Source organism: Mycobacterium sp. 050272 (assembly GCF_039023525.1).
Taxonomy (GTDB): Bacteria; Actinomycetota; Actinomycetes; order Mycobacteriales; family Mycobacteriaceae; genus Mycobacterium.
In genome coordinates this window covers 122,799-148,486 of sequence record NZ_JBCHKV010000014.1, presented here as the reverse complement: position 1 = coordinate 148,486, position 25,688 = coordinate 122,799, and the positions used below count along the sequence as shown (strand labels likewise).

General features: G+C 65.9%; 25 protein-coding genes and 2 tRNA genes. 13 read left to right on the top strand and 14 right to left on the bottom strand.

The genetic code is table 11. The annotated features are described in order from the left end of the window. The first annotated feature begins 35 nt into the window (after nt 1-35). On the top strand, nt 36-842 hold the full coding sequence (gene cmrA, locus AAHS21_RS23345; RefSeq protein WP_342929922.1) for a mycolate reductase: 807 nt from the start codon (nt 36-38) through the stop codon (nt 840-842). Nucleotides 843-913: 71 nt separating this feature from the next. On the opposite strand, the gene AAHS21_RS23340 is transcribed toward cmrA, so the two are convergent. Further along, complete coding sequence (locus AAHS21_RS23340; protein WP_342929921.1) at nt 914-2,467, bottom strand: helicase HerA-like domain-containing protein; 1,554 nt, start codon at nt 2,465-2,467, stop codon at nt 914-916. A gap of 95 nt (nt 2,468-2,562) precedes the next feature. On the opposite strand from AAHS21_RS23340, the gene orn reads away from it, so the two are divergent. The 3 genes from orn to AAHS21_RS23325 all read left to right on the top strand — a co-directional run bounded on the left by orn (nt 2,563) and on the right by AAHS21_RS23325 (nt 5,460). Then, a complete protein-coding gene (orn, locus tag AAHS21_RS23335; RefSeq protein WP_342929920.1) occupies nt 2,563-3,210 on the top strand; it encodes an oligoribonuclease in 648 nt (215 codons plus the stop codon). 34 nt (nt 3,211-3,244) lie between these two features. After that, nucleotides 3,245-3,320: transfer RNA gene (locus AAHS21_RS23330), tRNA-His, on the top strand. A 478-nt stretch (nt 3,321-3,798) separates the two neighbouring features. Next, a complete protein-coding gene (locus tag AAHS21_RS23325) occupies nt 3,799-5,460 on the top strand; it encodes a cyclic nucleotide-binding domain-containing protein (RefSeq protein ID WP_342929919.1) in 1,662 nt (553 codons plus the stop codon). A 5-nt stretch (nt 5,461-5,465) separates the two neighbouring features. Here the strand turns inward: AAHS21_RS23325 and AAHS21_RS23320 are convergent, their stop codons facing one another. Further along, nucleotides 5,466-6,662: an Ig-like domain-containing protein gene (locus tag AAHS21_RS23320; RefSeq protein WP_342929918.1), complete on the bottom strand. Its 1,197-nt coding sequence runs from the start codon at nt 6,660-6,662 to the stop codon at nt 5,466-5,468. Between the two features lie 267 nt (nt 6,663-6,929). On the opposite strand from AAHS21_RS23320, the gene AAHS21_RS23315 reads away from it, so the two are divergent. Next, nucleotides 6,930-7,005: transfer RNA gene (locus tag AAHS21_RS23315), tRNA-Lys, on the top strand. A 177-nt stretch (nt 7,006-7,182) separates the two neighbouring features. On the opposite strand, the gene AAHS21_RS23310 is transcribed toward AAHS21_RS23315, so the two are convergent. Continuing rightward, nucleotides 7,183-7,536, bottom strand: coding sequence for a hypothetical protein (locus AAHS21_RS23310; protein ID WP_342929917.1), 354 nt, complete (start codon nt 7,534-7,536; stop codon nt 7,183-7,185). A 200-nt stretch (nt 7,537-7,736) separates the two neighbouring features. On the opposite strand from AAHS21_RS23310, the gene AAHS21_RS23305 reads away from it, so the two are divergent. After that, entirely contained in the window at nt 7,737-9,476 is a 1,740-nt protein-coding gene (locus AAHS21_RS23305; RefSeq protein WP_342929916.1) for a DUF3556 domain-containing protein, read from the top strand. On the opposite strand, the gene AAHS21_RS23300 is transcribed toward AAHS21_RS23305, so the two are convergent. From AAHS21_RS23300 to AAHS21_RS23285, 4 genes are all read right to left on the bottom strand, one after another. Further along, nucleotides 9,473-10,294, bottom strand: a complete 822-nt coding sequence (locus AAHS21_RS23300) for an ABC transporter permease (protein WP_342929915.1) — start codon at nt 10,292-10,294, stop codon at nt 9,473-9,475. The genes AAHS21_RS23305 and AAHS21_RS23300 overlap by 4 nt on opposite strands. Next, nucleotides 10,291-11,463 carry an ABC transporter substrate-binding protein gene (locus AAHS21_RS23295; RefSeq protein WP_342929914.1) on the bottom strand — a complete coding sequence of 391 codons (1,173 nt, stop codon included), beginning with the start codon at nt 11,461-11,463 and terminating at the stop codon, nt 10,291-10,293. The genes AAHS21_RS23300 and AAHS21_RS23295 overlap by 4 nt, the downstream gene beginning before the upstream one ends. Next, complete coding sequence (locus AAHS21_RS23290) at nt 11,463-12,176, bottom strand: ABC transporter ATP-binding protein (protein WP_342929913.1); 714 nt, start codon at nt 12,174-12,176, stop codon at nt 11,463-11,465. Before AAHS21_RS23290 ends, AAHS21_RS23295 begins: the two co-directional genes overlap by 1 nt. A 251-nt stretch (nt 12,177-12,427) precedes the next feature. Continuing rightward, on the bottom strand, nt 12,428-12,655 hold the full coding sequence (locus AAHS21_RS23285; RefSeq protein WP_096291277.1) for a DUF3618 domain-containing protein: 228 nt from the start codon (nt 12,653-12,655) through the stop codon (nt 12,428-12,430). A gap of 100 nt (nt 12,656-12,755) precedes the next feature. Here AAHS21_RS23285 and bcp point away from each other — a divergent pair, with 100 nt between their 5' ends. Then, nucleotides 12,756-13,229: a thioredoxin-dependent thiol peroxidase gene (gene bcp / locus AAHS21_RS23280; protein ID WP_342929912.1), complete on the top strand. Its 474-nt coding sequence runs from the start codon at nt 12,756-12,758 to the stop codon at nt 13,227-13,229. Here bcp and AAHS21_RS23275 read toward each other — a convergent pair whose 3' ends face one another. Continuing rightward, on the bottom strand, nt 13,230-14,606 hold the full coding sequence (locus tag AAHS21_RS23275; RefSeq protein ID WP_342929911.1) for a cytochrome P450: 1,377 nt from the start codon (nt 14,604-14,606) through the stop codon (nt 13,230-13,232). Between the two features lie 172 nt (nt 14,607-14,778). Here AAHS21_RS23275 and AAHS21_RS23270 point away from each other — a divergent pair, with 172 nt between their 5' ends. From AAHS21_RS23270 to AAHS21_RS23260, 3 genes are all read left to right on the top strand, one after another. Next, nucleotides 14,779-15,072, top strand: coding sequence for a hypothetical protein (locus AAHS21_RS23270; protein WP_342929910.1), 294 nt, complete (start codon nt 14,779-14,781; stop codon nt 15,070-15,072). Nucleotides 15,073-15,131: 59 nt separating this feature from the next. Further along, entirely contained in the window at nt 15,132-15,656 is a 525-nt protein-coding gene (locus AAHS21_RS23265; protein WP_342929909.1) for a DUF3060 domain-containing protein, read from the top strand. Nucleotides 15,657-15,746: 90 nt separating this feature from the next. Further along, on the top strand, nt 15,747-16,970 hold the full coding sequence (locus tag AAHS21_RS23260) for an AI-2E family transporter (protein WP_342929908.1): 1,224 nt from the start codon (nt 15,747-15,749) through the stop codon (nt 16,968-16,970). A gap of 28 nt (nt 16,971-16,998) precedes the next feature. Here the strand turns inward: AAHS21_RS23260 and dmpG are convergent, their stop codons facing one another. From dmpG to AAHS21_RS23240, 4 genes are read right to left on the bottom strand one after another with little or no spacing between them, the layout of a single operon-like run. Continuing rightward, a complete protein-coding gene (dmpG, locus tag AAHS21_RS23255; RefSeq protein ID WP_342929949.1) occupies nt 16,999-18,021 on the bottom strand; it encodes a 4-hydroxy-2-oxovalerate aldolase in 1,023 nt (340 codons plus the stop codon). 2 nt (nt 18,022-18,023) lie between these two features. After that, nucleotides 18,024-18,971, bottom strand: a complete 948-nt coding sequence (locus tag AAHS21_RS23250; protein ID WP_342929907.1) for an acetaldehyde dehydrogenase (acetylating) — start codon at nt 18,969-18,971, stop codon at nt 18,024-18,026. 12 nt (nt 18,972-18,983) lie between these two features. Then, nucleotides 18,984-19,781, bottom strand: a complete 798-nt coding sequence (locus AAHS21_RS23245; RefSeq protein ID WP_342929906.1) for a fumarylacetoacetate hydrolase family protein — start codon at nt 19,779-19,781, stop codon at nt 18,984-18,986. Beyond that, nucleotides 19,778-20,425 carry a TetR/AcrR family transcriptional regulator gene (locus tag AAHS21_RS23240; RefSeq protein ID WP_342929905.1) on the bottom strand — a complete coding sequence of 216 codons (648 nt, stop codon included), beginning with the start codon at nt 20,423-20,425 and terminating at the stop codon, nt 19,778-19,780. The genes AAHS21_RS23245 and AAHS21_RS23240 overlap by 4 nt, the downstream gene beginning before the upstream one ends. Before the next feature lie 85 nt (nt 20,426-20,510). Between AAHS21_RS23240 and AAHS21_RS23235 the strand changes: the two genes are divergently transcribed. The 3 genes from AAHS21_RS23235 to AAHS21_RS23225 are packed head-to-tail and all read left to right on the top strand — an operon-like array spanning nt 20,511 to nt 23,934. Continuing rightward, nucleotides 20,511-22,058: a bifunctional 3-(3-hydroxy-phenyl)propionate/3-hydroxycinnamic acid hydroxylase gene (locus AAHS21_RS23235; RefSeq protein WP_342929904.1), complete on the top strand. Its 1,548-nt coding sequence runs from the start codon at nt 20,511-20,513 to the stop codon at nt 22,056-22,058. 8 nt (nt 22,059-22,066) lie between these two features. Next, nucleotides 22,067-22,912, top strand: a complete 846-nt coding sequence (locus AAHS21_RS23230) for an alpha/beta fold hydrolase (protein WP_342929903.1) — start codon at nt 22,067-22,069, stop codon at nt 22,910-22,912. A gap of 8 nt (nt 22,913-22,920) precedes the next feature. Further along, nucleotides 22,921-23,934, top strand: coding sequence for a VOC family protein (locus AAHS21_RS23225; protein WP_342929902.1), 1,014 nt, complete (start codon nt 22,921-22,923; stop codon nt 23,932-23,934). A gap of 13 nt (nt 23,935-23,947) precedes the next feature. On the opposite strand, the gene AAHS21_RS23220 is transcribed toward AAHS21_RS23225, so the two are convergent. Then, complete coding sequence (locus AAHS21_RS23220; RefSeq protein ID WP_342929901.1) at nt 23,948-25,273, bottom strand: dipeptidase; 1,326 nt, start codon at nt 25,271-25,273, stop codon at nt 23,948-23,950. 14 nt (nt 25,274-25,287) lie between these two features. Continuing rightward, nucleotides 25,288-25,680, bottom strand: a complete 393-nt coding sequence (locus AAHS21_RS23215; RefSeq protein WP_342929900.1) for a holo-ACP synthase — start codon at nt 25,678-25,680, stop codon at nt 25,288-25,290. Nucleotides 25,681-25,688 lie beyond the last annotated feature (8 nt).

The window sequence follows — 25,688 nt, the reverse complement described above, 5'->3', positions numbered from 1 at the left end:
GTCGCACGGATGTGGCCGCTGTCTACGATTGGCGCATGCCAGTACCCGCTCCCAGCCCCGATGCGCGCGCCGTCGTCACCGGAGCTTCGCAAAACATCGGCGAAGCGCTGGCCACGGAATTGGCCGCGCGCGGGCACCACCTGATCGTCACCGCGCGACGCGAGGACAAACTCAACGACCTTGCCGCTCGGCTAGCCGAGAAGTACGGCGTCACCGTGGAAGTGCGGCCCGCTGACCTCGCCGACCCGGTGGAACGGGCCAAACTGTGCGACGAATTGGCGACGCGCAACATCTCCATCCTGTGTGCCAACGCGGGCACCGGAACGTTCGGTCCGCTCTGCGGCCTCGACCCGGCGGGCGAAAAGGCTCAGGTGCAACTGAATGCCGTAGCGGTGCATGACCTTACGTTGGCGGTACTGCCCGGGATGGTCGAGCGCGGCGCGGGCGGCATCCTGATTTCCGGTTCAGCGGCCGGCAATTCGCCGATTCCTTACAACGCGACCTATGCCGCCTCGAAGGCCTTCGTCAACACCTTCAGCGAGTCGTTGCGCGGCGAACTGCGCCGCTCGGGTGTGCACGTCACGCTGCTGGCGCCAGGCCCGGTGCGCACCGATCTGCCCGAGGATGCCGAGCGGTCACTGGTCGAACGGCTGGTGCCCGACTTCCTGTGGATTTCGACCGAGCACACCGCCCAGCTCTCGCTGGATGCATTGGAGCGCAACAAGATGCGCGTCGTTCCGGGCCTGACCTCCAAGGCGATGTCGGTCGGCAGCGGATATGCGCCCCGCGCGATCGTCGCGCCGATTGCCGGCGCGTTCTACAAGAAGCTCGGCGGCGGCTGACTCGGCCCTGCCGAGCGTAAGCCCACTAGCGTTATTTGGCAGCCTGCCTACGCTGGCGTGCGTAGGGCGAGTTATCTCCGGCGGCGGCCGGTGCCGAATTTGGCCCGGATGAGATCGCGTAACCCCGTCTTGATCACGTCCTTGACGTCTGGGTTCTGCAGCACTTCCTCCCACCGGGCCGGCCCCTTGGGCTCCGCCGGCGCGGGCATCGGCGGGATGTCGTAGGGGTCCGGATACGACACCGGCGGGACTTGCGGAGGAAGAGCCTGCGGTGACGGCGGAGGAGGTTGGCGCACTTCGGGTTCCGGCGGTTGCTGAACTGTGTGGCCGTATTTTGCTTGCAGCGGACTGTCTTTCGCGGCCTTGGCGATCTCATCGGCGTCGATGGCGCCCATCAGCGACCGGGGAACCCGCATGCGCGTCCAAGCAACCGGCGTCGGTGCACCCTTCTCGGACAGCACCGTGACGACGGCTTCACCGATACCCAGCGACGTCAACGCCGACTCCAGGTCGTAGACATCGGTTTTGGGATAGGTGCGAACGGTCTTGGACAGTGCCTTCTGGTCATCGGGGGTGAACGCACGCAGGGCGTGCTGAATTCGCGCGCCCAGCTGGGACAGCACGTCGTTGGGTAGATCGGTGGGCAACTGGGTGCAGAAGAAGACCCCGACGCCCTTGGAGCGGATCAGCTTGACGGTCTGCTCGACCTGGTCGAGAAACGCTTTCGACGCGTCGGTGAACAACAGATGCGCCTCATCGAAAAAGAACACCAGCTTGGGCTTGTCGATGTCGCCAACCTCGGGCAGTTCCTTGAACAGGTCGGCGAGCAACCACATCAGGAAGGTGGAGAAGATCACCGGACGCAATGACTGACCGCTGAACTCGAGCAGCGAGATGGTGCCGTGGTTCTGGTTGTCGACGCGCAGCAGGTCGTGCGGATCGAGCTTTGGCTCGCCGAAGAAGGTGTCGCCGCCCTCGCCTTCGAGGTTGACCAGGGAGCGCAGAATGACGCCGGCCGTCGTGGACGACACCCCGCCCAGAGATTTCAGGTCGGCCTTGCCCTCGTCGCTGGTCAGGTGGCTGATGACGTTGCGAAGTTGATCCAGGGTCATCAGCGGGCGGTTGTTCTCTTTTGCCCAGTGGAAAATCAGGCCCAGGGTCGACTCCTGAGTCGCGTTGAGCCCCAACACTTTCGACAACAACACCGGGCCGAAACTGGCGACGGTCGCGCGGATCGGCACGCCGAGCCCCTCGGTGCCCAACGATAAAAACTCCACCGGGAAGCCGGTCGCCACCCAATTGTCGCCGGTGTCTTTGGCACGTGCCGCGGTTTTGTCGTTGGCCTCCCCCGGCCGCGACAGTCCCGACAGGTCGCCCTTCACGTCGGCCATCAAAACCGGAACCCCAGCAGCGCTGAGCTGTTCGGCGATCAGCTGCAGCGTCTTGGTCTTACCGGTACCGGTTGCCCCCGCCACCAGACCATGCCGGTTGACGGTGGCCAACGGGATGCGGATCTGCGCGCTCGGGTCCGCGGTGCCGTCGATGACGACGGTGCCCAACTCCAATGCCTGGCCTTCGACGGCGTAGCCGCCGGCGATCCGGCCGGCCGCCGATTCTGTGGTCATCGCGCCGCGCCCCTCTCGGGAGAAAAATGCAACGCCCAACACTACTTGCCAGGGGGCAACGGGGGCAGGGCCCACGTGCGAATACGCTGGGCGCTGTGCGCGACGAATTGGTGTGGATCGACTGCGAAATGACCGGGCTGGATGTCGGCAAGGACAAGTTGATAGAAATCGCGGCCCTGGTCACCGATGCCGATCTCAACATTCTCGGTGACGGGATCGACGTGGTGATCCACGCCGATGACGCCGCCCTGTCGTCGATGATCGACGTGGTCACCGACATGCACACCCGATCGGGGCTGATCAACGAGGTGCGGGCCTCGACCGTCGACCTGGCCACGGCCGAGGCGATGGTGCTCGAATACGTCGGCAAGCACGTCAAGACGGCCAAGACGGCGCCGCTGGCGGGCAATTCGATCGCCACCGATCGTTCCTTCATCGCTCGCGATATGCCGGCCCTGGACTCGTTTCTGCATTACCGGATGATCGACGTCAGCTCGATCAAGGAACTGTGCCGCCGCTGGTACCCCCGCGTGTACTACGGCCAGCCGGCCAAGGGGCTGGCCCATCGGGCGCTGGCCGACATCCGCGAGTCGATCCGCGAGCTGCAGTTCTACCGCCGCACCGCCTTCGTGCCCCTTCCCGGGCCTTCTACCAGCGAAATCGCGGCGGTGGCCGCCGAGCTACAGGGCACCGACGGCGCGGAACCGTCAATTGATTCGGCCGTCGAGCCACCGAACCGCTAGTATCGACAGTCGCCGCTTCTCGCAGGCGGTCGTGGTGGGTGTAGTTCAGCTGGTAGAGCGTCAGGTTGTGATCCTGAATGTCGCGGGTTCGAGTCCCGTCACTCACCCCACAGGGTCAGAGGGCATTTCCGCCCTCTGACCTTTTTGCTTCTCCAGGCCGATCGCAAGCTCAAGGGCAGCGAAACCGCCGCTCGTCGGGCGCCCATTCCGATGCCGGCACGCAACTTATTGCATTGTGGCGCAATGACCTTGCGACGCCGGCCGGTCTTGGTGGCCCTCGGCGCCAAATCCCGGTATCAGCCGGGTGCCGGCATTTGCCAGCGCCCGCCTTTTCCGGCCTTTTCATGGCGTACTATCACCCCATTGCATAGGTTCGGAGTGGTCATGTCTGGTCTGAAGTACAAGGTCGTCCTCGCCCTGGTCCTCGCGCTCACCGCCCCGGCGGCATCGGGGTGCACGTTCACGGTCGTGTGCGACCCGCTGTTTACCTGCGCTTAGCAATTTCGTTTTAATCCATTGCGCCGCAACTAATTCACACATCGAAGCGATTTTCGAGCGGACCCGTCAGCCGAAATATATGCTGACCGAATGGCCGAGGCTCCGGCACGAGCAAGTCGGTGGGCTGCATTTCGCAATGCCCTTTCCAACGCCAATATCGCCCGAGCGGAATCATCGATCGCCGCCGGCGTCGTCGCCCATGTGGCCTGGGTCTCGACGATGTTGGTGGTCACCTTCGACCTGCTGGGCCCGGTGGGGCCCGGCTGGTTCCTGATCGTTCGCCAGATCACCGGGGCGATCAGCGCTCCGGTGTATGCCGCCCTGGCGGGCCGGTTCCGGCGCGAGCGCGTCCTGGCCGGCTCGATCGTCGCCCGGGGAGTCGCGGTGGCGCTTGTGATTCCGCTGTTGGGACATCACACCGTGAGCGCACTACTGTTTCTGGTAATCGCGCTGGAGGGGTTCACCCAGTCGGCCCCGAAGGCGCTGTACGACGCCCTGATGCCGTGGTTGGCCGACTCACCGGCCCAGCTGGTCGCCGCAAATGCCGTTTCCGCGCTGCTCGAGACCTCCGGGGTGCTGGTCGGCGCGGGCGTGGCCGCAATCGCCTTGGGGTCCTCCGGTCCTGCCGCCGCGCTGGTGACCATCGTGGTCTTCTGCGCGCTGGGAGCGTGGCCGCTTTTCACCATTCGCGGAGTCGACACGCGGGTGCGCAGCGAGGGTTCCCGAATCGTCAACGAACTCGCCGGCGGCATCGCCGTGCTTCGCAAGTCAACGAACGCCAGGGTCGTGGTCGCCGTCATGGCCGTCACCGCGTCCCTGACCGGTACCGCGCAAAGCGTGGTCGCCAGCATCGCGAGTGACGTGTTGCATATCGGGGCGTCGGGGACCCCGGTGCTTATCGGGGCGGTCGGTATCGGCGGACTGGTCGGTGGTATCGCGAGTCTGTCGCTTGGCCGTCATTCGATGTCGCTGCCGATGGTCTTCGGGTTTCTGGCGTGCGTGGCGGTCTTGCTGGCGCTCGCGGTGACTTCGGCGGAGGCTCTGGCGATCCCGCTGCTGAGCGCCTTCGGCATCGGGATTGCCTACCAGATCGTGTGTGGCCGTACCCTGTTGCAGCGCAGCGCGTCCGGACGGTCGCTGGACCTACTCGCCGGAATCAACGCGGTGATCGCCGTCTCGGTCGTCGGCGTGGCCGGGTTGTGCGCGGCCGAGGTGAACGCGGCGATCGGCGTGCGCGCAACGCTGCGCCTCGCAGCGGGTTTGGCGCTGCTGGGTGCGATCTACGGCCTGTTGCGCGTGCTGCGGGTGGAACGGCGCGCGCCGGTGCAGCGCGAGGAATTGGACGCCATCAGGAGCGTGGCGGCGTTTCGGCCGTTGTCAGTCGCGGCCGCCGACCAGCTTGCCTCGTCGCTGATCGCCGCCCATAGCGCCGACGGCGATGTCGTTGTCCGGCAAGGCGAGTCCGGCGACGACATGTTCCTGATCGGTTCCGGCGTCTTCGAAGCCGTTGTCGACGGTCAGCCGGTGCGAACGCTGCGTGACGGTGACCACTTCGGCGAGATCGCCCTGCTGTTCGACGTACCGCGCACCGCCACGGTGCGATGCCTGCGGGCCGGCACGCTGTGGCGGCTGCGCCGGCAGGATTTCCTGCGCGCCATCACCGGAAATTCAACCACTCAGGACGCGATCAAAGCGATTGTCGATCAACGGCTCGAGTACGCCGGCAACCTCGGCCTCAAACCCACGGACTAGCCGCGTCAGGTGTTGGCGTTGCCGGCTTTCCACTGCGGCCAAGGGATGTTCCAGTCGCCCAGGCCCTCGGTACCGGGCAGCGTCGGCCCGACCGTGTTGACGACCTCGACGATGTCCCCGCTCTTGCTGTGGTCGTAGAACCACTCGGCGTTGCTCGGGCTGACGTTCAGGCAGCCGTGGCTGGTGTTGGTGTGGCCCTGCGCACCGACCGACCACGGCGCGGAGTGGACGAAGACGCCGCTGTAGGACATCTGCGTGGCCCAGTCGACTTCGGTGCGATATCCGTTGGGCGAGTTGACCGGAACGCCGTAGGTGGACGAGTCCATGATGATGTGCCTGTAGCGGCCGCCGATGATGTAGAAGCCGTTGGCAGTCGGGGTGCTGTCCTTACCCATCGACGTCGGCATCGTCTTGACGACCTCACCGTTGACCCGGACGGTCACCATCTTGGTGTTGTCGTCGGCGGTCGAGATGACCTCGTCGCCGATCGTGAAGTGGGTCTTGACGTTGTCCTCGCCGAACATCCCGTCGCCCAAATCAACCCCGTAGGTGTTGACCGCGACGTCGACCGCGGTTCCCGACTTCCAGAAATGCTCTGGGCGCCAACGCACTTCGCGATTGTTCAGCCAGTAGAACGCGCCCTCGACGGGCGGGTTGGTGGTGATTTTGATCGCCTTCTGCGCGGCGGCGCGGTCGGCGATGTTCTCGTCGAACCGAATCGCCACCGGCTCACCGATGCCGACGACCTCGCCATCGCCCGGCGCGACGTACGGCATCGTCAGGTGTGCGGGCGAACTGGTCGAAAAGCTCATCTGGCGGCTCGCCGCGCCACCGAGCCCGGTCGCCTTGACGTTGAGCGTGTAGTGCCGGTTGTAGCCGAGCTGCTCGGTGGTCGACCAGCGCAGTCCATCCGGGCTGAGTTGACCGTTGATCGTCCGGCCGTTGTCGTTGACCATCGTGACCGACGCCAGCACACCGTCGGCAACGTTGACCGTGACCGGCGCGTCGACGGTGACCCCGACGGCGCCGTCCGACACCGAGGAGGTCAGCTTGGGGACCAGCAGGTCGGCAAACGGTGTGCCCTTGTCGAAGATGATCTTCGGCGGAGCGGCGGCGTGGTTGCTGCTGCAGGCGACGCCGACCACGGCAAACATAACCATGGCGATAACCAGCCATGATCGGTGTCTGCGCAAAGCCGTCATCACGTGACCTTCCAGATTCTTTGGTTACGTTCTGGTCACCGCTGACCGGAGAATACTTGCGAATATTCTAATGGGTTACGCCCCGTGCTCATGGCAACTCAGCTGGTTTGGCCCGGCCAGCGATCTTGAACAAGAGCCCCGTGACTCTAAGTCAGCAATCCGAAGCCCGCAAAACGCGCGACGCACAGCCTCTACACTGGGAGGTCCGACGATTTCGTTCCGCGATGGGATGCCTGTTAAAGTCGCAACGCGGTCGTGGTCGACCAAGCGCCGTTAGCTCAGTTGGTAGAGCAGCTGACTCTTAATCAGCGGGTCCGGGGTTCGAAACCCTGACGGCGCACCAACCTATTACCGCAGTTCATGCGGTATTTTGTCGTTCGAATCGCGTTTGCTGGATGACCGCTCGGCATCCGGAATCGGCGGCCACGCTGCGGGGAGAGCGCGTACCAGCAGACCAGTTCCAACCGAGCTTGGGACGACGACCGCGCTGGCTGGCGCCCTGAGCGCTACTCACGTCTGATCAGTGGTGCGGTGCCGTTGGTTCCGTCGAAGGCGTTTGCTGAGGGCGCATCGGTCCGCCCGGACCCATCCCGCCCGGCCCCATCATGCCGCCGGGTCCCATCATTGCGCCCTGCCCGATCATCGGGCAGCCACCACTTTGGCCGCCGTAATATCCTCGCTGGTGGCCGCTCGAGGACCAGCCCAAGACCAGCCCCGAGAAGAAGATCACGGCCACGACGAATACGGTACCGGCGACGATCAGGACCCACGCCGCGACTTGACTTAGGCGGGTACGCGCGCCGTATCCGCCGTCGTAGGGGGGTTGCCCAGTCGCGGTAGTCGGTTCGATCGTGGATTCAGGTGTTTCTGTCATGGTTCGAAGAATGGCATCCACATACCCAACGGGGGTAGGGACTATTGGCCCTAAGAACTGCACATTGCTTGTGTTGTCAAGCGGTTAACTGGCCGACTGAGAAATCCTGCCCCAACCTGTGGTTGCTCGGAGTAGTTTCTTCTCGGTGCCTGGCGCACGACTGGCACCCCTGGTCAACGAGCTGCGTCGAAGGAGCCTCAATGGGGTTCATCCAGCCAAACCTGCCCGTCGTCGACGTTCCCGAATGGAGCAAGCTGCCCCGCGCCGAGCGGATCATCCCGATGCAGCGCCACGTCGCCGAGAACGGTTTCGGCACTCCCCTGATCATGCATGTGATGTACGGCGTGAAGATCGCGCTCTACATCCTCGGTGGCTGGTTCTTCGGATGGTGCACCACGGGCATCGGCGGTTTCGGCGACGTCAGTACGTGGTGGTCGGAGCCGATCGTGTTCCAGAAGGCCGTGCTGTTCACCATGCTGTTCGAAGTCGTCGGTCTGGGTTGTTGTTTCGGGCCGCTGGCCGGGCGCTACTTCCCGCCGATGGGCTCGATCCTCTACTGGCTGCGGCCCGGCACCATCCGGCTGCCCCCCTGGCCGAAGCGAGTGCCGCTCACCAAGGGCATCGACCGGACCCCGTTCGACGCGTTGCTCTACGGCGCGCTGCTGGTGTTGCTGGGGACGGCCCTGGTGTCCGACGGTTCTGGCCCAATTCCGGCTCTGGGCACCGCAATTGGTGTGCTGCCGAGGTGGCAGACCATCGCGATCCTCGCGGTGTTGGCCGCAATCAGCCTGCGCGACAAGGTGATCTTCCTGGCTGCCCGCGCCGAGGTGTACGGGCCGCTCGCGCTGGCGTTTCTGTTCGTCGGAGCCGACATCGTCATCGGGGCCAAGCTCGTCTTCATGGCGATCTGGCTGGGCGCAGCCACCTCGAAACTCACCAGACACTTCCCATTTGTGATCTCGACGATGCTGGCCAACAACCCGTTCCTGCCCTCGGGCGTGCTCAAGCGCTCGCTGTTCAAGCACTATCCGGACGACCTGAGGCCCAGCGCGTTGTCGGGCTTCATCGCGCACTTCTCTACGGCGATCGAGGGTTTGGTGCCTCTGGCGTTGCTCTTCTCCCATGGCGGCTGGCCGACCACGATCGCCGCATTCGTGATGATCGTGTTTCACCTGAACATCCTGCTGGCATTTCCGATGGGGGTACCGCTGGAGTGGAACGTGTTCATGATCTTCGGTGTGCTGTGGCTGTTCGTGGCCCACGCACACGTCGGTCTGTCGGACCTGACCAGCCCATGGCCCGTCGTGCTGTTCGCGGTCATCACGACGGTCGTCGTGGTGGGAAACCTCTTCCCGCGCAAGGTTTCCTTCCTGCCGGGCATGCGCTACTACGCCGGCAACTGGGACACGACGGTGTGGTGCGTCAAACCCGCGGTGGACGACAAGTTCCGCACCGGCTCCCGTGCGCTCGGTCCGATGCAGCACCTGCAACTCGAGCGGCTGTACGGCAGCAAGGAGCAGACGCTGATCCCCTTGCACCTGGCGCTGGCGTTCCGCGGGATGAACACCCACGGGCGGGCATTGCTGACGCTGGTGCATCGCGCGCTGGCCGGCTACGACGAGGACGACTACAACCTGTGCGAGGGCGAGGTGCTGTGCTCGATGGTGCTGGGGTGGAACTTCGGCGACGGCCATATGCACAACGAGTGCCTGATCGAGGCGCTGCAGCAGCGCTGCGGCTTCGAGCCCGGCGACGTGCGGGTGGTGATTCTGGACGCACAGCCGATCCAGCGACAGCGGCAGGAATATCGGTTGGTCGACGCGGCGACCGGAGAATTCGAGCGAGGCTACATCGACGTCGACGACATGGTCACCACCCAGCCGTGGGCCGACGACCTGCCGGTGCACGTGCAGCGCAGCGCGACCTCCGACACGGCCTAGCGTGGCGACGACAACAGCCGTCGCGCAACAAGATCCAGCACGTATCCGATCAAGCCGATGACCACGATCACCGCGACCACCTGGCCGTAGGCCAGCTGGTCGCGAGCGTTGAGGATCTGGTAGCCCAGACCCGAACGCACGCCCAGCATTTCGGCCGGCACCAGCACCACCCACGCGATGCCCAGCGCTACCCGCAAGCCCGTTTGCAGATGGCCCCGGATGGCCGGCAACACCACAACGGTCAGCAGCTCGGTTCGGGTCGCCCCGAAGGATCTGGCCACCTGCAGATACCCCGGGTCCACGGCGTATACGCCGGCCGCGGTGTTGATCAGGATCGGCCACACCGCTGCCGCGGCAATCAGGAAAATGACCGGCTGGTTGCCGATTCCGAAGATGGCCACCGATATTGGCGCCCAGGACAGTGGTGAGATCATCCGCAGAAACTGCACGACCGGACGAGTGGCGCGGTCGGCGACGTCGTTGAGCCCGATCAGCAATCCGGCGGGAACTCCGATGACGGCGGCCACCAGTAATCCGACCAGCAGGCGCCACAGGCTGACCCCGGCGTCGGACAGCAGCACGCCGCGGTTGTAGAGCTCGGCCAGCGACTTGACCACCCGGCCCGGTGTGGTCTGGTGCAACAGCGATTGGGGGCCGGCCAGCACGGCAGTGCCCAGCCACCAAATGCCCACCGCCACCGCGATGGCCAGCACCGGCGGCCACCAACGCCGTAGCAGCGACCACCGGGAGGTTGTTTCGGGCGCTGACAGCGCGGCTTCACCCGATGCGTCGACGGAGCGGATTTCTTCGGTGGTCATAGCGGCTGCACCTGTTCGACGCGGGTCAGATCAGTTGGGAGACCAAAGCTTTGCGGTCCGCCGTGGGACCTCAGCGCGGTTCGCACGAAGCTGTCGTCGACAAGCTGAGCATGGGCGGTCGCGGGATCCAGCCGGTTGAGAAATCGCCGGTCGCCGTCGACGACGGTGTCGTGCATGGCCTCGACCAGCCGCCGCGTGAAACTCGGGAACGGGAACGGCTGGAAACCCAACCGCTGCGGCTGCCAGTCCGGATGCGCGAAATGGTAATCCTGGGCGCGGTACGTCAGTGCCGTCTTGATGGCCGGTATCGGCTGAGGCAGATAGGCCCCGGCCGACAGCGCAGTGGCCGCAGCGGACCGGTCGGCGTTAATACGTTGCTGCGCAAGCACAATCGAGTTCACCAGCGATGCCGCCGCCTGCGGCCGGTTGTCGATCAGATCCTGGTGGGCCAGCACCACGCAGCAGGCGTGATCGCGCCACACGTCACCGAGGAATGTGTGGATTCGCCCGATCTTGCGCACCTGGGCCATCGCGTTGAACGGGTCGGCTACCACGTAGCCCCCGATCGATCGGTTGGCCAATGCCGGCACCATGTCTGACGGGCTCATCACGATCAGCTCGACGGTCCGGGCACTGCGCGAGGCACTACGGCGCACCACCGGCACCAGGTCGTGGGCGCGCAGCAGCTCTTGCAGGATGATGTTGTGGATCGACCACCAAAACGGGATCGCCACTTGCGTTCCGGCCAGCTGCCCGAGCTCGGTGATGTTCGGTGCGACGGTCAACGCCGAGCCGTTGGTGTGGTTCCAGCTCAGCACGCGCACCGCGCTGCCCAGCAAGAACCGCAGCTGCAACGCGGTCGGCATCAGCATGTGCACGGCATCGACCTGGCGGGTGACGAACGCCTCGGCCAGCGACGCCCAGCTGCGGAACAGCACCGGCTTGGCCGAACTGACCACACCCGGCTGATAGAGCCCGGCGGCGTGCGCGATCAGCAGCGGCGCGGCGTCGGTGATAGGAAGATAACCAATCCGCAGTTGACCGCTGGTGTTGGTCCGGTCGACGGCCGCGGCACGCGCGAGATCAACCAATCCGGCCACGCCCCCGGCCGCGGCCAGGCCGACCGTGCCTGCCAGCAGCGAGCGCCGGGAGAGCAGCGCAGGGCGCATCAGTCGGTCACCCGGTAGTGGCTCAGGATCTCTTGTCTGAGTTCCTCGTTGCCGCTGTCCGGTCGCCATTCCCGGCGGATCCGCCCGTCCGCGCCGAGCAGCACGATGCGGCTGGCCAGCTGCAGCGCCTCGTCGACGTCATGGGTGACCAGGACGACGGTGATGCCCAATTCGGCGGCGAGGTCGGCCAACCAGTCCTGCAAGTCGCCGCGGATGGCGGGGTCCAGGGCACTGAACGGCTCGTCCAGCAGCAACAGCCGCGGCCGGGTGGCAACGGCCCGGATGATCGACACTCGCTGAGCCTGTCCGCCGGAGAGCTGGTCAGGGTATTGATGCGCCACCCGCTGCAGGTCGAAACGTCGTAGGAGTTCGCGGGCGTACTCGGGCTCAAACGACTTGCGGTTGGCGGCGAACCGCCCGGCGAACACCACGTTTTCGCCGGCCGTCAGCCACGGCATCAGCAGCGGTTGCTGGAAGACCACCCCGGTGTGCGGGCGCGCTACCCCGTTGCCCGAAGACCATTCGACGGTTCCCGATGTGAGCGTCTCCAGCCCGGCGATCACCCGCAGCAAGGTGGATTTGCCGCTGCCGCTTCGTCCCAGGATCGCAAGAAAGTCGCCGTCGTCGATGGTCAGGTCGATACTGGCAAGTGCATGGCTGTTGGACCCAAAACGCTTGTGGCCGTCTACTATTCGCACCGTGCCAGTCGCCACCGTGATCGTCCTTTCGCCAGCCCGACGTTGCCATAGACAGGCCGCGCTGTCCACGCGACCGGTTTGTGGTGTCGCCCACGGCAACTTATGGTCGCGCAGGTGCCTACCGGCAGGATCGAGCGTTGAAAGGTATTGTTACGCAGGTGTTTTCCGACTGAGGACGTGACGTTGCGCCACGATAAGGATCGCCCACCGCACCCAATCGGATCCTGCTGATCGCAACCAACGGCCGCGGTGGCCTCAGCCGAGGTTCAGCGATTCCTGACCCGGCGTACCACCACGATGACGACCAGCGCCCCGACGCCCGCCAGCGAAGCGGCGACCGCGGGTTTGGTGACGAACCCGATCACCCGGATCTTGAGGTCGTCGGCCAGGCGGCGAGGGTTAGCACGCTCGGCGAGCGAGTCGACGGTCGCCGCGAGCTGGTCGCGGGCGAGGTCGATCTCCTGCTTGATGGCTTCGGGGTCCCGGTCGGCCACGGTCCTGTCCTCCAAGTCCTCGTCGGCGTGGTGCACCTGAGGAACTACCCTAGATCAGCTGGCCTTCACCCCAGCGCGCCGGGAACAGAAAGGACCCACGTTGACCGAGACCACGCGGCTGGCGCCGGGCGACAAAGCGCCCGCCTTCAGCCTTCCCGACGCCGACGGCAAGAAGGTATCGCTGGCCGACTACAAGGGCCGCCGGGTCGTCGTGTACTTCTACCCGGCCGCGTCGACGCCGGGGTGCACCAAGCAGGCCTGCGACTTCCGCGACAGCCTCGCCGAGCTCAACGGGGCCGGCCTCGACGTCGTCGGGATCTCCCCCGACAAGCCGGAGAAGCTGGCCAAGTTCCGCGACGCCGAGGGGCTGACGTTCCCACTGCTGTCCGATCCGGAACGCAAGGTACTGACGGCCTATGGCGCCTACGGCGAGAAGCAGATGTACGGCAAAACCGTCACCGGAGTCATCCGCTCGACGTTCGTCGTGGACGAAAAGGGCAAGATCGCGATCGCCCAGTACAACGTCAAGGCCACCGGCCACGTCGCCAAGCTGCGTCGCGACCTGTCCGTGTAGTCAGTCGCCGATGACGGCTGCTGCCGGGTGCTCGGTGATGGGCCGCGCGCATCCCTGTTCGTCGCAGACCCGCTGCAGTCTCTCCAGCGTCTCGTCGAGCCCCGGCCCCAGCCGCTTTCCGGGGGTGAAGGTGGCCGGCAGATGCTGCATGCCCTGAATCACGCCGATGGTCGGATAGTGCACGGTGCCCTCGGGGTCGCAGCGGTAGTCGGGCATCCGGTCGAGCACCGCCGTGAGCATCGATTTGAACACGACGCGCGCGACGTTGGAGCCGATGCAGCGGTGGATGCCGAGGCCGAAGCTGAAGTGCCGGTTGTTCTTACGGCCGAGGTCCAAACGATTCGGATCCGAAAACACCGCGGGGTCGCGATTGGCCATCGCCCAGGACAACCACAGGCGATCGCCCTCCTTGAAACGTGTGCCGGCTATTTCCAGATCGGCGGCGATCGTGCGACCGTCCCCCGGCGCGGGCGTGAAGTACCGCAGGAACTCCTCGGTCGCCGAGTCGAGCAGCGTTTCCGATTCCTCCCGGAGCAGTTCGCGCTGTTCGGGATTTTCGCCTAGCCATTCGAGTGCGTGCGCGGTCAGCGCGGTCGTGGTGTCGAAGCCTCCGCCGATGATCAAACCGAGCATTCCGAGCAGTTCGCTGTCGGGGGCGGGTTCGCCGTCGATCTGAAGCCTTGCCAACGCATCCACCAGGCCGGGGCGCGGGTTCTCGCGGATCTCGAGGAGGTGGTTGAACAAGTCCATGCCCATCGCCATCGTCTGCTCCAAAACCCTTGGGTAGTCCGGAGAGTCGGCGGGGGTGTAGACACCGGCGTGGGCCGGCTCGCAGTAGAGCTGCCATTTCTTCAGGGGAACGCCCATCATCGCCAGCGTCAGGACCGCAGGTGTGATGTTCGCAAGATCGTCGACGAAGTCGATCCGCCCCCCTTCGATTTTCTCGTCGATGCTCGCCCGCACGATCTCGTCGACAAACGGCTTCCAGCGCTTAACGGCCGCCGGCGACAGGTAGGGGTTGAGGATGCTGCGGTAGCGGGAGTGTTCGGGTTCGTCCATCTCGAGCATGCCGCCGCGGACGCCGGTCCCCTGCGACACCGTGGGGATTGTGATGCCCTTATAGCCGGTGCCTTCGCCGGTGACGTCGTGGTCGTTGGACACGTGCGGGCAGCGCGCGAGCTCGAAGACTTCCCGGCTGCCCGCCGCCACCCAATGCCCGTCATAGGTGTCGGTCCACGCCACCGGGCAGGTGGCGTGCATCTCCTCGGTGATCGCGGTGAACCGCTCGCGGTACTCCGGGGTGTGGCGATCAAAGTGGTAACGGTGGGGCTTGCCGGCCGTAGCTGCCGTGCCGGTCAGGGTGTCTTCCGTAGTCACCGTGGCCTCTCCTGCGGATGAGTGGCTGCCTGTAGAAGCAGTATGCGACGAGACCGTCCGTCTACAAAGCCATTCTGGATTTCAATTGGGATCGGTAGCCGCCCGAGATCGCCAGAATTTTGGTAATGGCTCGCCGTGACGTGCGGCGCAATCGGTATCAAAAGGACTATCGATGAATACACCTCGCGTTTTCGGTCGGATTGTCGCGGGCGCGCTGATATCTGGCGGCGTAGCCGTGGCCGGTCTGGGCCTGGCCGCACCTGCCCAGGCTGGGCCGTCCTATTGGCATTACTGCCCCGGCCAGAAATGGGGATACACCGTTGCGATACCGCCAGGATTCGATTTGAGTGTCTGCCACTGGTTCGCCGTCACCGTGACCAACGGCCCGTCCGGCCCGGTGTATCACTTCGAGGAGGCCAACCCGGCCGACGTACCACCGCCGGCACCCGGCTTCCCCTGGCCGTGAAATATCGCTACCTCGGCGCGACTGCACCAAAACCGAATCGCAGAGCGGATTATTGAGCCATGGCCCCGGAAGAGGACCCGGAGAAGCAAGACCCAGAGGAATACATACGCAACCTGGAACGCGGCACCGGGCAGTCGTCGGGCGCTCCCCATTCGTCCGGAACGTCAAACGGCGGCCGGGTAGTCGGGCGGTCGTTCGGGGACGTCGCGAGGCTGGCGAACACCCCGCGTGGTCGGGTGGTATTGGTGGGTGCGTTCGCGGCTGTGTTCGCGATCGCGGCCCTCGTCAGCCATTACTCCGGCACCACCGTGCACGGAAATCTCACGATGATCAATGGCGGGGCTAAGGACACGATCGACTGCAACGGCGGAAACCTCAGGCTAGAAGGTGACAACAACACCTACACCGTCACCGGCCACTGTCGCAGGCTTGACGTCTCCGGAAGCGCGAATCACGTCACCGTCGACAGCGCCGACATCATCAGTGCTTTCGGCGACGACAACGCGATCACTTACCGCTCCGGGTCGCCAACGATCAACAAGACGGGTAACAACAACATCGTGTCTCAGCGCCCAAGCGGGTGACGTCTATACGCGTGCGCTTGGCGCGAAATGCCCGACCTAGGGCACAAGTCCCCTTGTGAATCACCGGCCAGGGCTACAGACTCCCGCGACATGAGCGGTGATCATGGACGCGGGACCGATCCGCGCCAGCGGGGTGCACGTGGTGGTGACAACGCAGAGCAAAACCACGATCGAGGTCATCACCCGCTAGTCGGACAGCCGCACGGCGACGACGAGGGACCGATCGCCGACGCCGAACAGCGCGCCGAGCGATTGCGTTCCCACGAGCACCAATTCGGCCAGCGCGGCGAACGATTCGACCGGCGCTCCCCGTTCGTCGTCGGATTGACCGCATCGGCCGGCGTGGCCGTGACCTACGGCGCGGTCCGCGTCCTCGGCGCGATGTCCTCGGTGCTGGTATTGATCGGCGTCGCGATGTTTTTCGCGCTCGGGCTCGAGACCGCCGTGTCGTGGCTGGTCAACCGTAAGGTGCCGCGCTGGGCGGCGGTGACCGTCGTGGTGACCCTGGTGTTCGCCCTGATTGCCGGGACCTTGGCCGCCACTATTCCCCCGCTCGTGCAGGAAGCACGCCAGCTCGCCGAGCAATTGCCCCATTACCTGCAGCATGCCCACGACCGCTCGTCGCTGATCGGCCGGATCGACGAGCACGTCCACCTGCAGCAGCGAATCACCGAGCTGGCCAACGGATCCGGCCGCTTCACCGTCGCGGGCATCGTGCACACCGGGTCGCAGGTGTTCGGTGTCGTGTCCCATATCGGCATCGTGGCCATGCTCACCGTCTACTTCCTCGCCGATATGCGTCGCATCCGCACCGGCTTCTACCGGCTCATGCCCAACTCCCGGCGCCCCCGCGCGATCCTGATCGGTGACGCGGTGGTGGCCAAGTTCGGCGCGTATCTCTTCGGGAACGTGCTGACTTCGATCATCGCGGGGTTCGCGACGTTCGTGTGGTGCCTGCTGCTCGATGTCCCCTACGCGGTCCTGCTGGGCGTGGTCGTGGCCATCTTGGACCTCTTCCCCTACGGCTCAACGGTCGGCGGATTCATCGTCACCGCGGTGGCACTCAGCGTCTCCATCCCGGTCGCGATCGCGACGGTTGCCTTCTACATGGGCTTCCGGCTTGGTGAGGATTACCTGTTGACCCCCAAGATCATCGGCCGCGCCGTGCGCGTGCCGGCCGGTGTCACCGTGGTCGCCGTGCTCCTGGGCGCCGCGTGGTTGGGCGTCGTGGGAGCGCTGGTTGCGATCCCGCTCGCGGCGGCCCTGCAGCTGCTGGCTCGGGAACTGCTCTTTCCGATACTCGACGATGCGTGAGGGTGCCGAAAGTTGTTGCGGCCAACGGTCAGTGCGTCGTCGCGCCCGACAGATCCAGGGCGATGTCGACCAGCATGTCCTCCTGGCCACCGACCATGCCGCGACGCCCGGCCTCGACGAGCAGCGTGCGTGCGTCCACACCGAACCGCTGCGCCGCGGCCTCCGCATGACGCAGGAAGCTGGAGTACACACCGGCGTAACCCAGGGTGAGCGTCTCGCGATCGACGCGCACCGGGCGCTGCTGAAGCGGGCGAACCAGGTCGTCGGCGGCGTCCTCGAGGGCGTTGAGATCGCAGCCGTGCTGCCAATTCATGCGGGTCGCGGCCGCGATGAAAACCTCCAGCGGCGCGTTGCCCGCACCGGCGCCCATGCCGGCCAGTGACGCGTCGACCCGGCGACACCCATGTTCGACGGCCACCATCGAATTCGCCACCCCCAGCGACAGGTTGTGGTGGGCGTGAATACCGACTTCGGTTTCCGCGCGGAGCTTTTGGCGCACCGCGTCGACGCGCTCGGCGACGTCGCGCATGGTCATGGCGCCGCCGGAGTCGACGACGTATACGCAGCCGGCGCCGTAGCCCTCCATCAACGCGGCCTGCTCGGCCAGGGCCTGCGGAGCGCTCAGATGGCTCATCATCAAGAAACCGACAGTGTCCATACCCATGTTGCGGGCGGCCGAGATGTGGTGCGCGGAGATGTCGGCCTCGGTGCAGTGGGTGGCGACCCGGACCACGCGGGCACCGGCGCGGTGCGCCACGGCGAGGTCCCGGACCGTGCCGACTCCCGGCAGTACCAGCGTCGCGATCTTGGCGCGGTGCACCACGGCGGCGACCGCCTCGATCCACTCCAGATCCGTGTGCGCGCCGAACCCGTAGACACAGCTGGACCCGCCCAGCCCGTCACCATGGGCGACCTCGATCGAGTCCACCCCGGCGGCGTCCAGCGCCACCGCGATGTCGGCGGCCTGTCGCAGCGTGTACTGGTGTCGCACCGCGTGCATCCCGTCGCGCAAGGTGACGTCGCTGATGTAGAGCTGCTCGGTCGTACTTATGGTCAGACACCCACCTTCGTCATGGAATGTGCCGCAATGCTTTTCGCGGTGGCCAGCGCCGCGGAGGTCATGATGTCGAGGTTTCCGGCGTAGGCGGGCAGGTAGTCGGCGGCACCGGTCACCTGCAGGAGGCTGGTGATCCTGGTGCCGATGAACTTTCCGGTCTCGGGAATGTAGAGCGGGATGTCCGGGCCGAAGGTCTCGAACTGCACCGGCTGCTTGAGCCGATATCCAGGCACGTAGCGCTGGACCCGCTCGATCATCGCGGCGATGGACGCCTCGATGGCGACATGGTCGCAATCACCCTCGACCAGGCAATACACCGTATTGCGCATCAGGATTGGCGGATCGGCCGGGTTGAGGACAATCACCGCTTTGCCCCGCTGCGCCCCGCCGACCACCTTCAATGCGGTGGCGGTGGTCTCGGTGAACTCATCGATGTTCGCGCGGGTACCGGGCCCGGCCGACCGTGACGAGATCGACGACACGATCTCGGCGTAGGACACCGGCGCCACCTGGTTCACCGCGGCCACGATCGGCACGGTCGCCTGCCCACCGCACGTCACCATGTTGAGGTTCGGCGCGTCGATGTGGTCTTCGAGATTGACCACCGGGACACAGAACGGGCCGACGGCCGCCGGGGTGAGGTCGAGCACGCGTACACCGTTGTGGCGCAACACCTCCCAGTGCCTCAGGTGAGCCTCGGCAGAGGTGGCGTCGAACACCAACCGAATCTGGTCGAAGCCGGGGAGGGCGAGCAACCCGTCAACGCCCGCCGCGGATGTCGGCACGCCAAGGCTTTTCGCGCGGGCCAGCCCGTCCGAGGCCGGGTCGATGCCGATCATCGCGGCCATTTCCAGCGGGCCGCCGCCGCGCATGATCTTGAGCATGAGGTCAGTGCCGATGTTGCCCGACCCGATGATCGCCACGGGAAATCGTTGACCGGTCATACATTTCTCCATCTACTCAAACGTCACGCCGACAGTGCCCAGGCCGGTGATCGTCGCCGAAGACCGGTCGCCGGCGTGCACGAACGCGGCCGTGGTGTAGGAACCGGACATCACGAATTGCCCCGCCTCGATCGCGGTTCCGTACATGGCCAGGGCGTTGGCCAGCCACGCGACGGCGGCGGCCGGATCGCCTTGCACGGCGGTACCCCGCCCCGTTTCGACGAGCGCATCGTTGAGGTAGAGCGCCGCGGTGGTATCGGGCAGCGACGGTGCGTCCGCGATCGGCACCCACCCGCCCAGCACCACCGCGCCGGAGCTGGCGTTGTCGGCGACGGTGTCCGCCAGGGTGATCCGCCAGTCGGCGATGCGGCTGTCCACGATCTCCAGCGCCGCGGCCACTGCCTCGGTGGCCGCCATCACCTCCTCGACCGTCACCCCCGGACCGCGCAGCGGCGCCCGCAGCAGAAACGCCACCTCGGGCTCCACCCGCGGCGCGCAGAAATCACCTCTGGGCACCGTCGTCCCATCGGCCAGCATCATCGTGTCCAGGACGTAGCCGAAGTCAGGCTCGTTGACACCCAGCAGGGTTTGCATTGCCGCCGAGGTCAACCCGATCTTGTGGCCGCGCAGCCGCGCACCCGCGCCGACGTGGCGGGCCAGATTACGCCGCTGGACAGAATAGGCCTGAGCCACATCGAAATTGGGGTACGACTCGGTCAGCGGCGCGATTGGGTCGCCGCTCAACTGTGCGGCGTACAACCGCTGAGCCGCTTCGTCCAGCTGCGGGTCGGCAGCGATCACATCGGTCATCTAAGGTCCCCAGATCCCAACAGCTGAGTCGCCGACTCGAAGACCAGGCGGGCGTGCAGTTCGAACAGCTTGAGCAGATCCACCGAGTCGCCACCGATCTCCTTGGCGATAAACAGCCCGTCGGCACCGGCGATCGCGTAAGTGGTCAGCAGTCGCACGCTCTCCTCGTCGAGTTCGGGCGCGACGTCGCGCACCATCGTCTCGAACCGGGCAAACGCCCGGTCGCGCACTTCGAGAAACATCGCGCGGGCGCGCGGCTCGATCGGGCGCCGCTCCAGCGCGAGCATCAGTCCCAGGCGGATGAAGTCGGGCGCATCCAACAGCGCCTTGGCCACCTGCGTCCCGAGTTCGACCACCCGCGCCCGGACCATGGCGCCGCCCGGGAGGTCCAGCGCGGCGAGCCATCGGCCGAAACTTCGCTCGATGACCGCGGCTATCAGGTCGTCCTTGTCGGCGAAGTGCCAGTAGATGGACGTCGGGGGGAGGCCGCTTTTCTTGCTGACCAGAGAGATCGTCGTGCCTTCGTAGCCGCGTTCGGTGGCGACCTCGGTCGCCGCATCGAGGATGCGCTCGCGCGACTGCTCCCCGTTGCTGCGGGTGCGTCTGCGGGCGCGCGGCTCGGTTGCGCCGGGGCCTTGCGTCACGGTGCCTCCTTGGGGGGTGTTGACGGTCACGCTACAAAAGCTTACTGTATGGATCGCTACATTAACAATCGGCGAAGAGGTCGACATGAAGGACCAGAAAACCTACGACGTGGCGATCGTCGGCTACGGACCGGTGGGCTGCACCGCGGCGAACCTGTTAGGCCAACTTGGTCTCAATGTCGTGGTGGTGGAACGCGACCCCGACATCTATGCCCGTGCTCGAGCCATCTCGACCGACGAGGAAGTCGTCCGCATCTGGCAACAGGTCGGGCTCGCCGATCGCCTCAACGCCGACATGCAACCCGGCTCCGGGGCGGCGTTCGTCGACGCCAACGGTGTGCCGTTCGTCAGGCTGCTGCCCGTCTCGCGGGGCAACGGCCACCCGCCGCAGCAGTTCATCTATCAACCCGCGCTGGAGAAGGTGCTGCGCGAAGGGGTCGACCGCTTCCCCAACGTGTCCGTCCTGCTCAACCACGAATGCCTGCGCCTCATCCCGCAGGAAGACGGTGTCGAATTGATGTTGGCCGACCTTTCGGTTGACGAGTTCCGCCGCATCCGGGCCTCCTACGTGATCGCCGCCGACGGCGGGTCCAGCGCCACCCGCGCCCAGCTGGGTGTCGGGTTCAGCGGTCGAACCTACGCCGAGCGCTGGATCGTCATCGACACCAAAGTGCTCCGGGAATGGCCCGGCCACGACCGGCTTCGGTTCCACTGCAACCCCGAGCGGCCGACCGTCGACTGCCCCACCCCGCTGGGACACCACCGCTGGGAGTTCCCGGTGCGTGACGAGGAGGACGAAAAAGACCTGCTGCATGAGGAGGCGATCTGGAAAGTGTTGGACCGCCAGGAAATATCGCCGGAGAACGTCCAGATCCTCGGCTTCGCCTGCTACAGCCACCATGTCCGCTTCGCCGACCGGTGGCGGGCGGGCCGGATCTTTCTGGCCGGAGACGCCGCGCACGCGATGCCCCCGTGGATCGGCCAGGGTATGTGCGCGGGCGTGCGCGATGTGGCGAACCTGTGCTGGAAACTGGGGGCGGTGCTGCGCGGGTCGCTGCCGGAGTCCGTTCTCGACACCTACCAGGCCGAGCGGCTACCGCATGTCAAAGAGGTGACCAACCGCGCGGTCAAGACCGGCAACCTCATTATCCAGCGCAATCGGTTCCGCGCGGCGATGCGCAACCACTTGTTCCGCACCGCCAGCAGGGTGCCGTATTTCACCACCTGGTTGCGCGATCACCGCTGGCTGCCCGACGCGCGCTATCACGACGGCTTGTTGGCGCGCAACGGAAACGGGGCGGTCGGCTGGCTCATTCCGCAACCTTGCGTCCTCGATGAAAAGGGCGACAACGTGCGCCTCGATGACATGCTCGGCGGCCGTTGGACCGTACTGCACACCGGGCGCGCGGCCCAATGGCCGCACTGGCGGGCGGCGGGCGTACCCGTCCTGCAGCTCGCCCCGCCCGGAAGCGTTCCTCGCGCGGACTGCGTCGTCGACAATGACGGGTCGCTGATCGCCTGGCTCGGCAAGAAGGGCGCCTCGGTGGTAGCCGTTCGGCCCGACGGTTTCGTCTACGCGGGCGCCAGTGACCGCCAACCTCTGCCCCCGCCGCCAGCCGGCTTCAAACCTTAAGGAACACAATGAGTATCGGCACCATCACCGAACACACCGTACGCGTCAACGGCAAAGAGATCTTCGTCGCCGAGTGCGGCACCGGCCCTGCCGTCGTGCTGCTGCACGGCGGCGGCCCGGGCGCGTCGGGCGTATCGAACTACGCACGCAACATCGAGCCGCTCGCCGAGAACTTCCGGGTCATCGTTCCGGACATGCCGGGTTACGGCCGCTCCAGCAAGGGCGTCGACCGGCGAGACCCGTTCGGATACCTAGCCGTTCACATCCGCGGCATGCTCGACGAGCTCGGCATCAAGCGCGCGCATCTGGTCGGCAATTCCTACGGTGGTTCGTGCGCGCTGCGGCTGGCGCTGGACACTCCGGACCGCGTCGACAAGCTCGTGCTGATGGGTCCGGGTGGCGTCGGAACCACCCGCGGACTGCCCAGCGAGGGGTTGCGAAGTCTGCTGGCGTATTACGGCGGCGACGGACCGAGCCGTCAGAAGCTGCGCACGTTCATCCGCTCTTACCTGGTGTATGACGCGGACGCGGTGCCCGATGCGCTGATTGAGTCCCGCTACCAGGCGTCGATCGATCCTGAGGTCGTTGCCAACCCTCCCCTGCAACGCCCGTCCGGTTTACGCACCCTGTGGCGCATGGACTTCACCCGCGACCGCAGACTCGGCAGCCTCTCGACACCGACGCTGATCGTCTGGGGGCGTGACGACAAGGTCAACAAACCCAGCGGTGCCGCGATGCTGGCAGACCGGATGCCCAACGCCGACGTCCTGCTCACCGCCCGCACCGGCCACTGGGTGCAGTGGGAGCGCGCCGACCTGTTCAACGCGGTCACCACCGCTTTTCTGAAGGGCTAAGGCTCAATATGTCTGCCACACAATCACCTTCGGTGTTCGGCAACGTGCATCTGGGTTATGTCGTGATCGAAACAAACAAGATCAGCGACTGGAAACGCTTCGGCCGCGACGCGATCGGCATGCATCTCGACGAGCTGGCCCCCGACACGGTTCGATTCCGCCTCGACGACAACGAATGTCGCGTGCTGCTCCGGCGCGGGCCGGCCGAGGACGTGGTCGCGCTGGGCTGGCAACTCGACGGCCATGCGACGTTCGACGAGATCAACCGCCGTGTCGCCGACCACGGGGTGCCCTCCGTCGCGGGCACCGACGAGGAGGCGAAGCTGCGTGGTGTCGAGCGCTTCCTGCGGTTCCCCGGCCCGCATGGGCTCACCCAAGAGATCTACACCGCCGCCCGCACCGCGCCGTTGTCCCTGGACATACCGGGAAGCGGATTCGTCACCGGCGCAGGTGGAATGGGCCACGTCGCCCTCACGACCAAGAAGCCGCACCTGGTCCGTGGTTACTACAACCACGTGTTCGACGCGCGGCTTTCGGACTACATCGATGAAACGATCAGCGGAATGAAGTTCAAGATCCGATTCCTCCGGGTCAACGAACGACACCATTCCGTGGCGATCGCATCGGTGAACGCCCTGCCGCTCAACCCGATTCGCACCCGCATCCAGCACGTCAACATCCAGGTCGAAACGCTCGACGACATGGTCGCCTCCTACCAACGCGTCAAGGAACTGGGATTCGGCATCGCGCTGTCGGTGGGCCAGCACACCAACGACAAGGAGCTGTCCTACTACGCCCTTACGCCGTCGGGCTTCGAGTGGGAGGTCGGCTGGAACCCGATCGTCGTCGACGAATCCACCTGGAGCCCCACCACGCACCAGGGCATCAGCATTTGGGGGCACCAGCCGGAAGGGCAAACCGTCGTCGACAAGCTCAACCAGTTCGCGGTCGCGGCCCGCTCGGTGCTGCAGCGGGAAGACACGGTCGCGGCGCTCAGCGCACCGGGGATCGCCGACGACTAGCGGTGGCGTCGAGCTAAGCCAGTTTCGCTAACAGCAGGGCCTCGGCGATGGCCGCGCGTTCCAGCACACCCAAGTGCAGGCTCTCGTTGATGCTATGGGCCTGCGTCGCTGGATCTTCCACCCCGGTCACCAGGATCTTCGCCTGTGGGAACGCCTCGGCGAACTCGGCGATGAACGGGATCGAGCCGCCCATGCCCATGTCGATCGCGTCGACACCCCACGCCTGCCGGAACGCTGCTCGCGCCGCGTCGTACACGCTGCCGCTGGCGTCGATGGCGTAGGGCTCACCGATGTCGCCGCGGGTGACGCTGACCTGCGCGCCCCACGGGGTGTGCTGTTGCAGGTGCGCCGTCAATGCGTCCAGGTGTGCGGCCGCGTCGCCGCCGGGCGCTACCCGCATGCTGATCTTGGCGCGCGCCCGCGGGATCAGCGTGTTCGACGCCTTCTCGATCGGCGTGGTGTCGATGCCGATCACGGTGATCGCGGGCTTGGCCCATAGCCGCTGCGGCGCCGAGCCCGAGCCGATCTCGGACACCCCGTCCAGCAGACCGGAGTCGGCGCGCACCCGTTCGGGCGGGTAATCCACCGCTGCGGCGGTGCTTTCGTGCAAGCCGGCGACGGCCACGTTTCCGTCGTCGTCGTGCAGGCTGGCCAGCAGTCGGACCAGCACGCTCAGCGCGTCGGGCACCACGCCGCCCCAAATACCCGAGTGCAGGCCGTGGTCGAGGGTGGCGACCTCGACGACGCAGTCGACCAGGCCGCGCAGCGTGACTGTCAGCGCCGGGGTTTCGGTGCTCCAGTTGTCCGAGTCGGCGATGACGATCACGTCGGCGGCCAACGCGTCTTTGTGCGCGGCGAGCAGGCGCCCCAACGACGGCGAGCCGGATTCCTCCTCACCTTCGACGAAGACCGTCACGCCCACCGGCGGTTGGCCGCCGTGTGCCCGGAATGCGGCCAGATGCGTTGCGATACCGGCCTTGTCGTCGGCGCTGCCGCGCCCATACAGGCGTCCGTCGCGCTCGGTGGGCTCGAACGGCGGCGACGCCCACTGGTCGCGGTCGCCTTCGGGCTGCACGTCGTGGTGGGCGTACAGCAGCACGGTGGGCGCGCCGGCGGGTGCCGGATGCTGGGCGATGACGGCCGGGGCGCCGCCCTCGCTGACGATGCGCACGTCGCCAAAACCGGCCTGAGACAACAGATCCGCCACTGCCTGTGCGCTGCGATGCACCTCGTCGCGGCGGCCCGGATCGGCCCACACCGATTCGATCCGCACCAGCTCCTCGAGATCGCGGCGCACCGACGGTAGGACGGCACGGACGCGCGCAACCAGATCGCTCATGATTTCGAGGCTAGTCAGGGCGTTTCGAGGATTGCGACCGCGGCCGCGGTATCCCCTTCGTGAGTCAGCGACACATGGATCGTGACGTCGGCCAGATGCGTGGCGATGTCTCCGGTCAACCGCACCCGCGGCCGTCCCCACATGTCGGTGACGACTTCGATGTCGCGGTGGATGTCCTCGCGCAGGATCGGCCGCTGGGAGAACCGCGAACCGGACCACGCCTTGATCACGGCCTCCTTCGCGGCCCATCGTGCCGCCAGGTGACGCGCCGCCGACGAACTCTTGTCGGAGGCGTCGCGACGCTCACCCGGCGTAAATGTTTCGGAGAACACCGTTCCCGGTTGGTCAACCTGGTCGGCGAAATCCGGAATGGAGACGAGATCGATCCCCACACCGACAATGCCCATGGCTGGCC

What these genes read in the sequence shown, in the direction of transcription:
- cmrA (WP_342929922.1), top strand. Translation starts at nt 36, where the DNA reads ATGCCAGTACCCGCTCCCAGCCCCGATGCGCGCGCCGTCGTCACCGGA.
- AAHS21_RS23340 (WP_342929921.1), bottom strand. Translation starts at nt 2,467, where the DNA reads ATGACCACAGAATCGGCGGCCGGCCGGATCGCCGGCGGCTACGCCGTC.
- AAHS21_RS23325 (WP_342929919.1), top strand. Translation starts at nt 3,799, where the DNA reads ATGGCCGAGGCTCCGGCACGAGCAAGTCGGTGGGCTGCATTTCGCAAT.
- AAHS21_RS23320 (WP_342929918.1), bottom strand. Translation starts at nt 6,662, where the DNA reads ATGACGGCTTTGCGCAGACACCGATCATGGCTGGTTATCGCCATGGTT.
- AAHS21_RS23310 (WP_342929917.1), bottom strand. Translation starts at nt 7,536, where the DNA reads ATGACAGAAACACCTGAATCCACGATCGAACCGACTACCGCGACTGGG.
- AAHS21_RS23305 (WP_342929916.1), top strand. Translation starts at nt 7,737, where the DNA reads ATGGGGTTCATCCAGCCAAACCTGCCCGTCGTCGACGTTCCCGAATGG.
- AAHS21_RS23300 (WP_342929915.1), bottom strand. Translation starts at nt 10,294, where the DNA reads ATGACCACCGAAGAAATCCGCTCCGTCGACGCATCGGGTGAAGCCGCG.
- AAHS21_RS23295 (WP_342929914.1), bottom strand. Translation starts at nt 11,463, where the DNA reads ATGCGCCCTGCGCTGCTCTCCCGGCGCTCGCTGCTGGCAGGCACGGTC.
- AAHS21_RS23270 (WP_342929910.1), top strand. Translation starts at nt 14,779, where the DNA reads ATGAATACACCTCGCGTTTTCGGTCGGATTGTCGCGGGCGCGCTGATA.
- AAHS21_RS23265 (WP_342929909.1), top strand. Translation starts at nt 15,132, where the DNA reads ATGGCCCCGGAAGAGGACCCGGAGAAGCAAGACCCAGAGGAATACATA.
- AAHS21_RS23260 (WP_342929908.1), top strand. Translation starts at nt 15,747, where the DNA reads ATGAGCGGTGATCATGGACGCGGGACCGATCCGCGCCAGCGGGGTGCA.
- AAHS21_RS23250 (WP_342929907.1), bottom strand. Translation starts at nt 18,971, where the DNA reads ATGACCGGTCAACGATTTCCCGTGGCGATCATCGGGTCGGGCAACATC.
- AAHS21_RS23245 (WP_342929906.1), bottom strand. Translation starts at nt 19,781, where the DNA reads ATGACCGATGTGATCGCTGCCGACCCGCAGCTGGACGAAGCGGCTCAG.
- AAHS21_RS23235 (WP_342929904.1), top strand. Translation starts at nt 20,511, where the DNA reads ATGAAGGACCAGAAAACCTACGACGTGGCGATCGTCGGCTACGGACCG.
- AAHS21_RS23230 (WP_342929903.1), top strand. Translation starts at nt 22,067, where the DNA reads ATGAGTATCGGCACCATCACCGAACACACCGTACGCGTCAACGGCAAA.
- AAHS21_RS23225 (WP_342929902.1), top strand. Translation starts at nt 22,921, where the DNA reads ATGTCTGCCACACAATCACCTTCGGTGTTCGGCAACGTGCATCTGGGT.
- AAHS21_RS23220 (WP_342929901.1), bottom strand. Translation starts at nt 25,273, where the DNA reads ATGAGCGATCTGGTTGCGCGCGTCCGTGCCGTCCTACCGTCGGTGCGC.
- AAHS21_RS23215 (WP_342929900.1), bottom strand. Translation starts at nt 25,680, where the DNA reads ATGGGCATTGTCGGTGTGGGGATCGATCTCGTCTCCATTCCGGATTTC.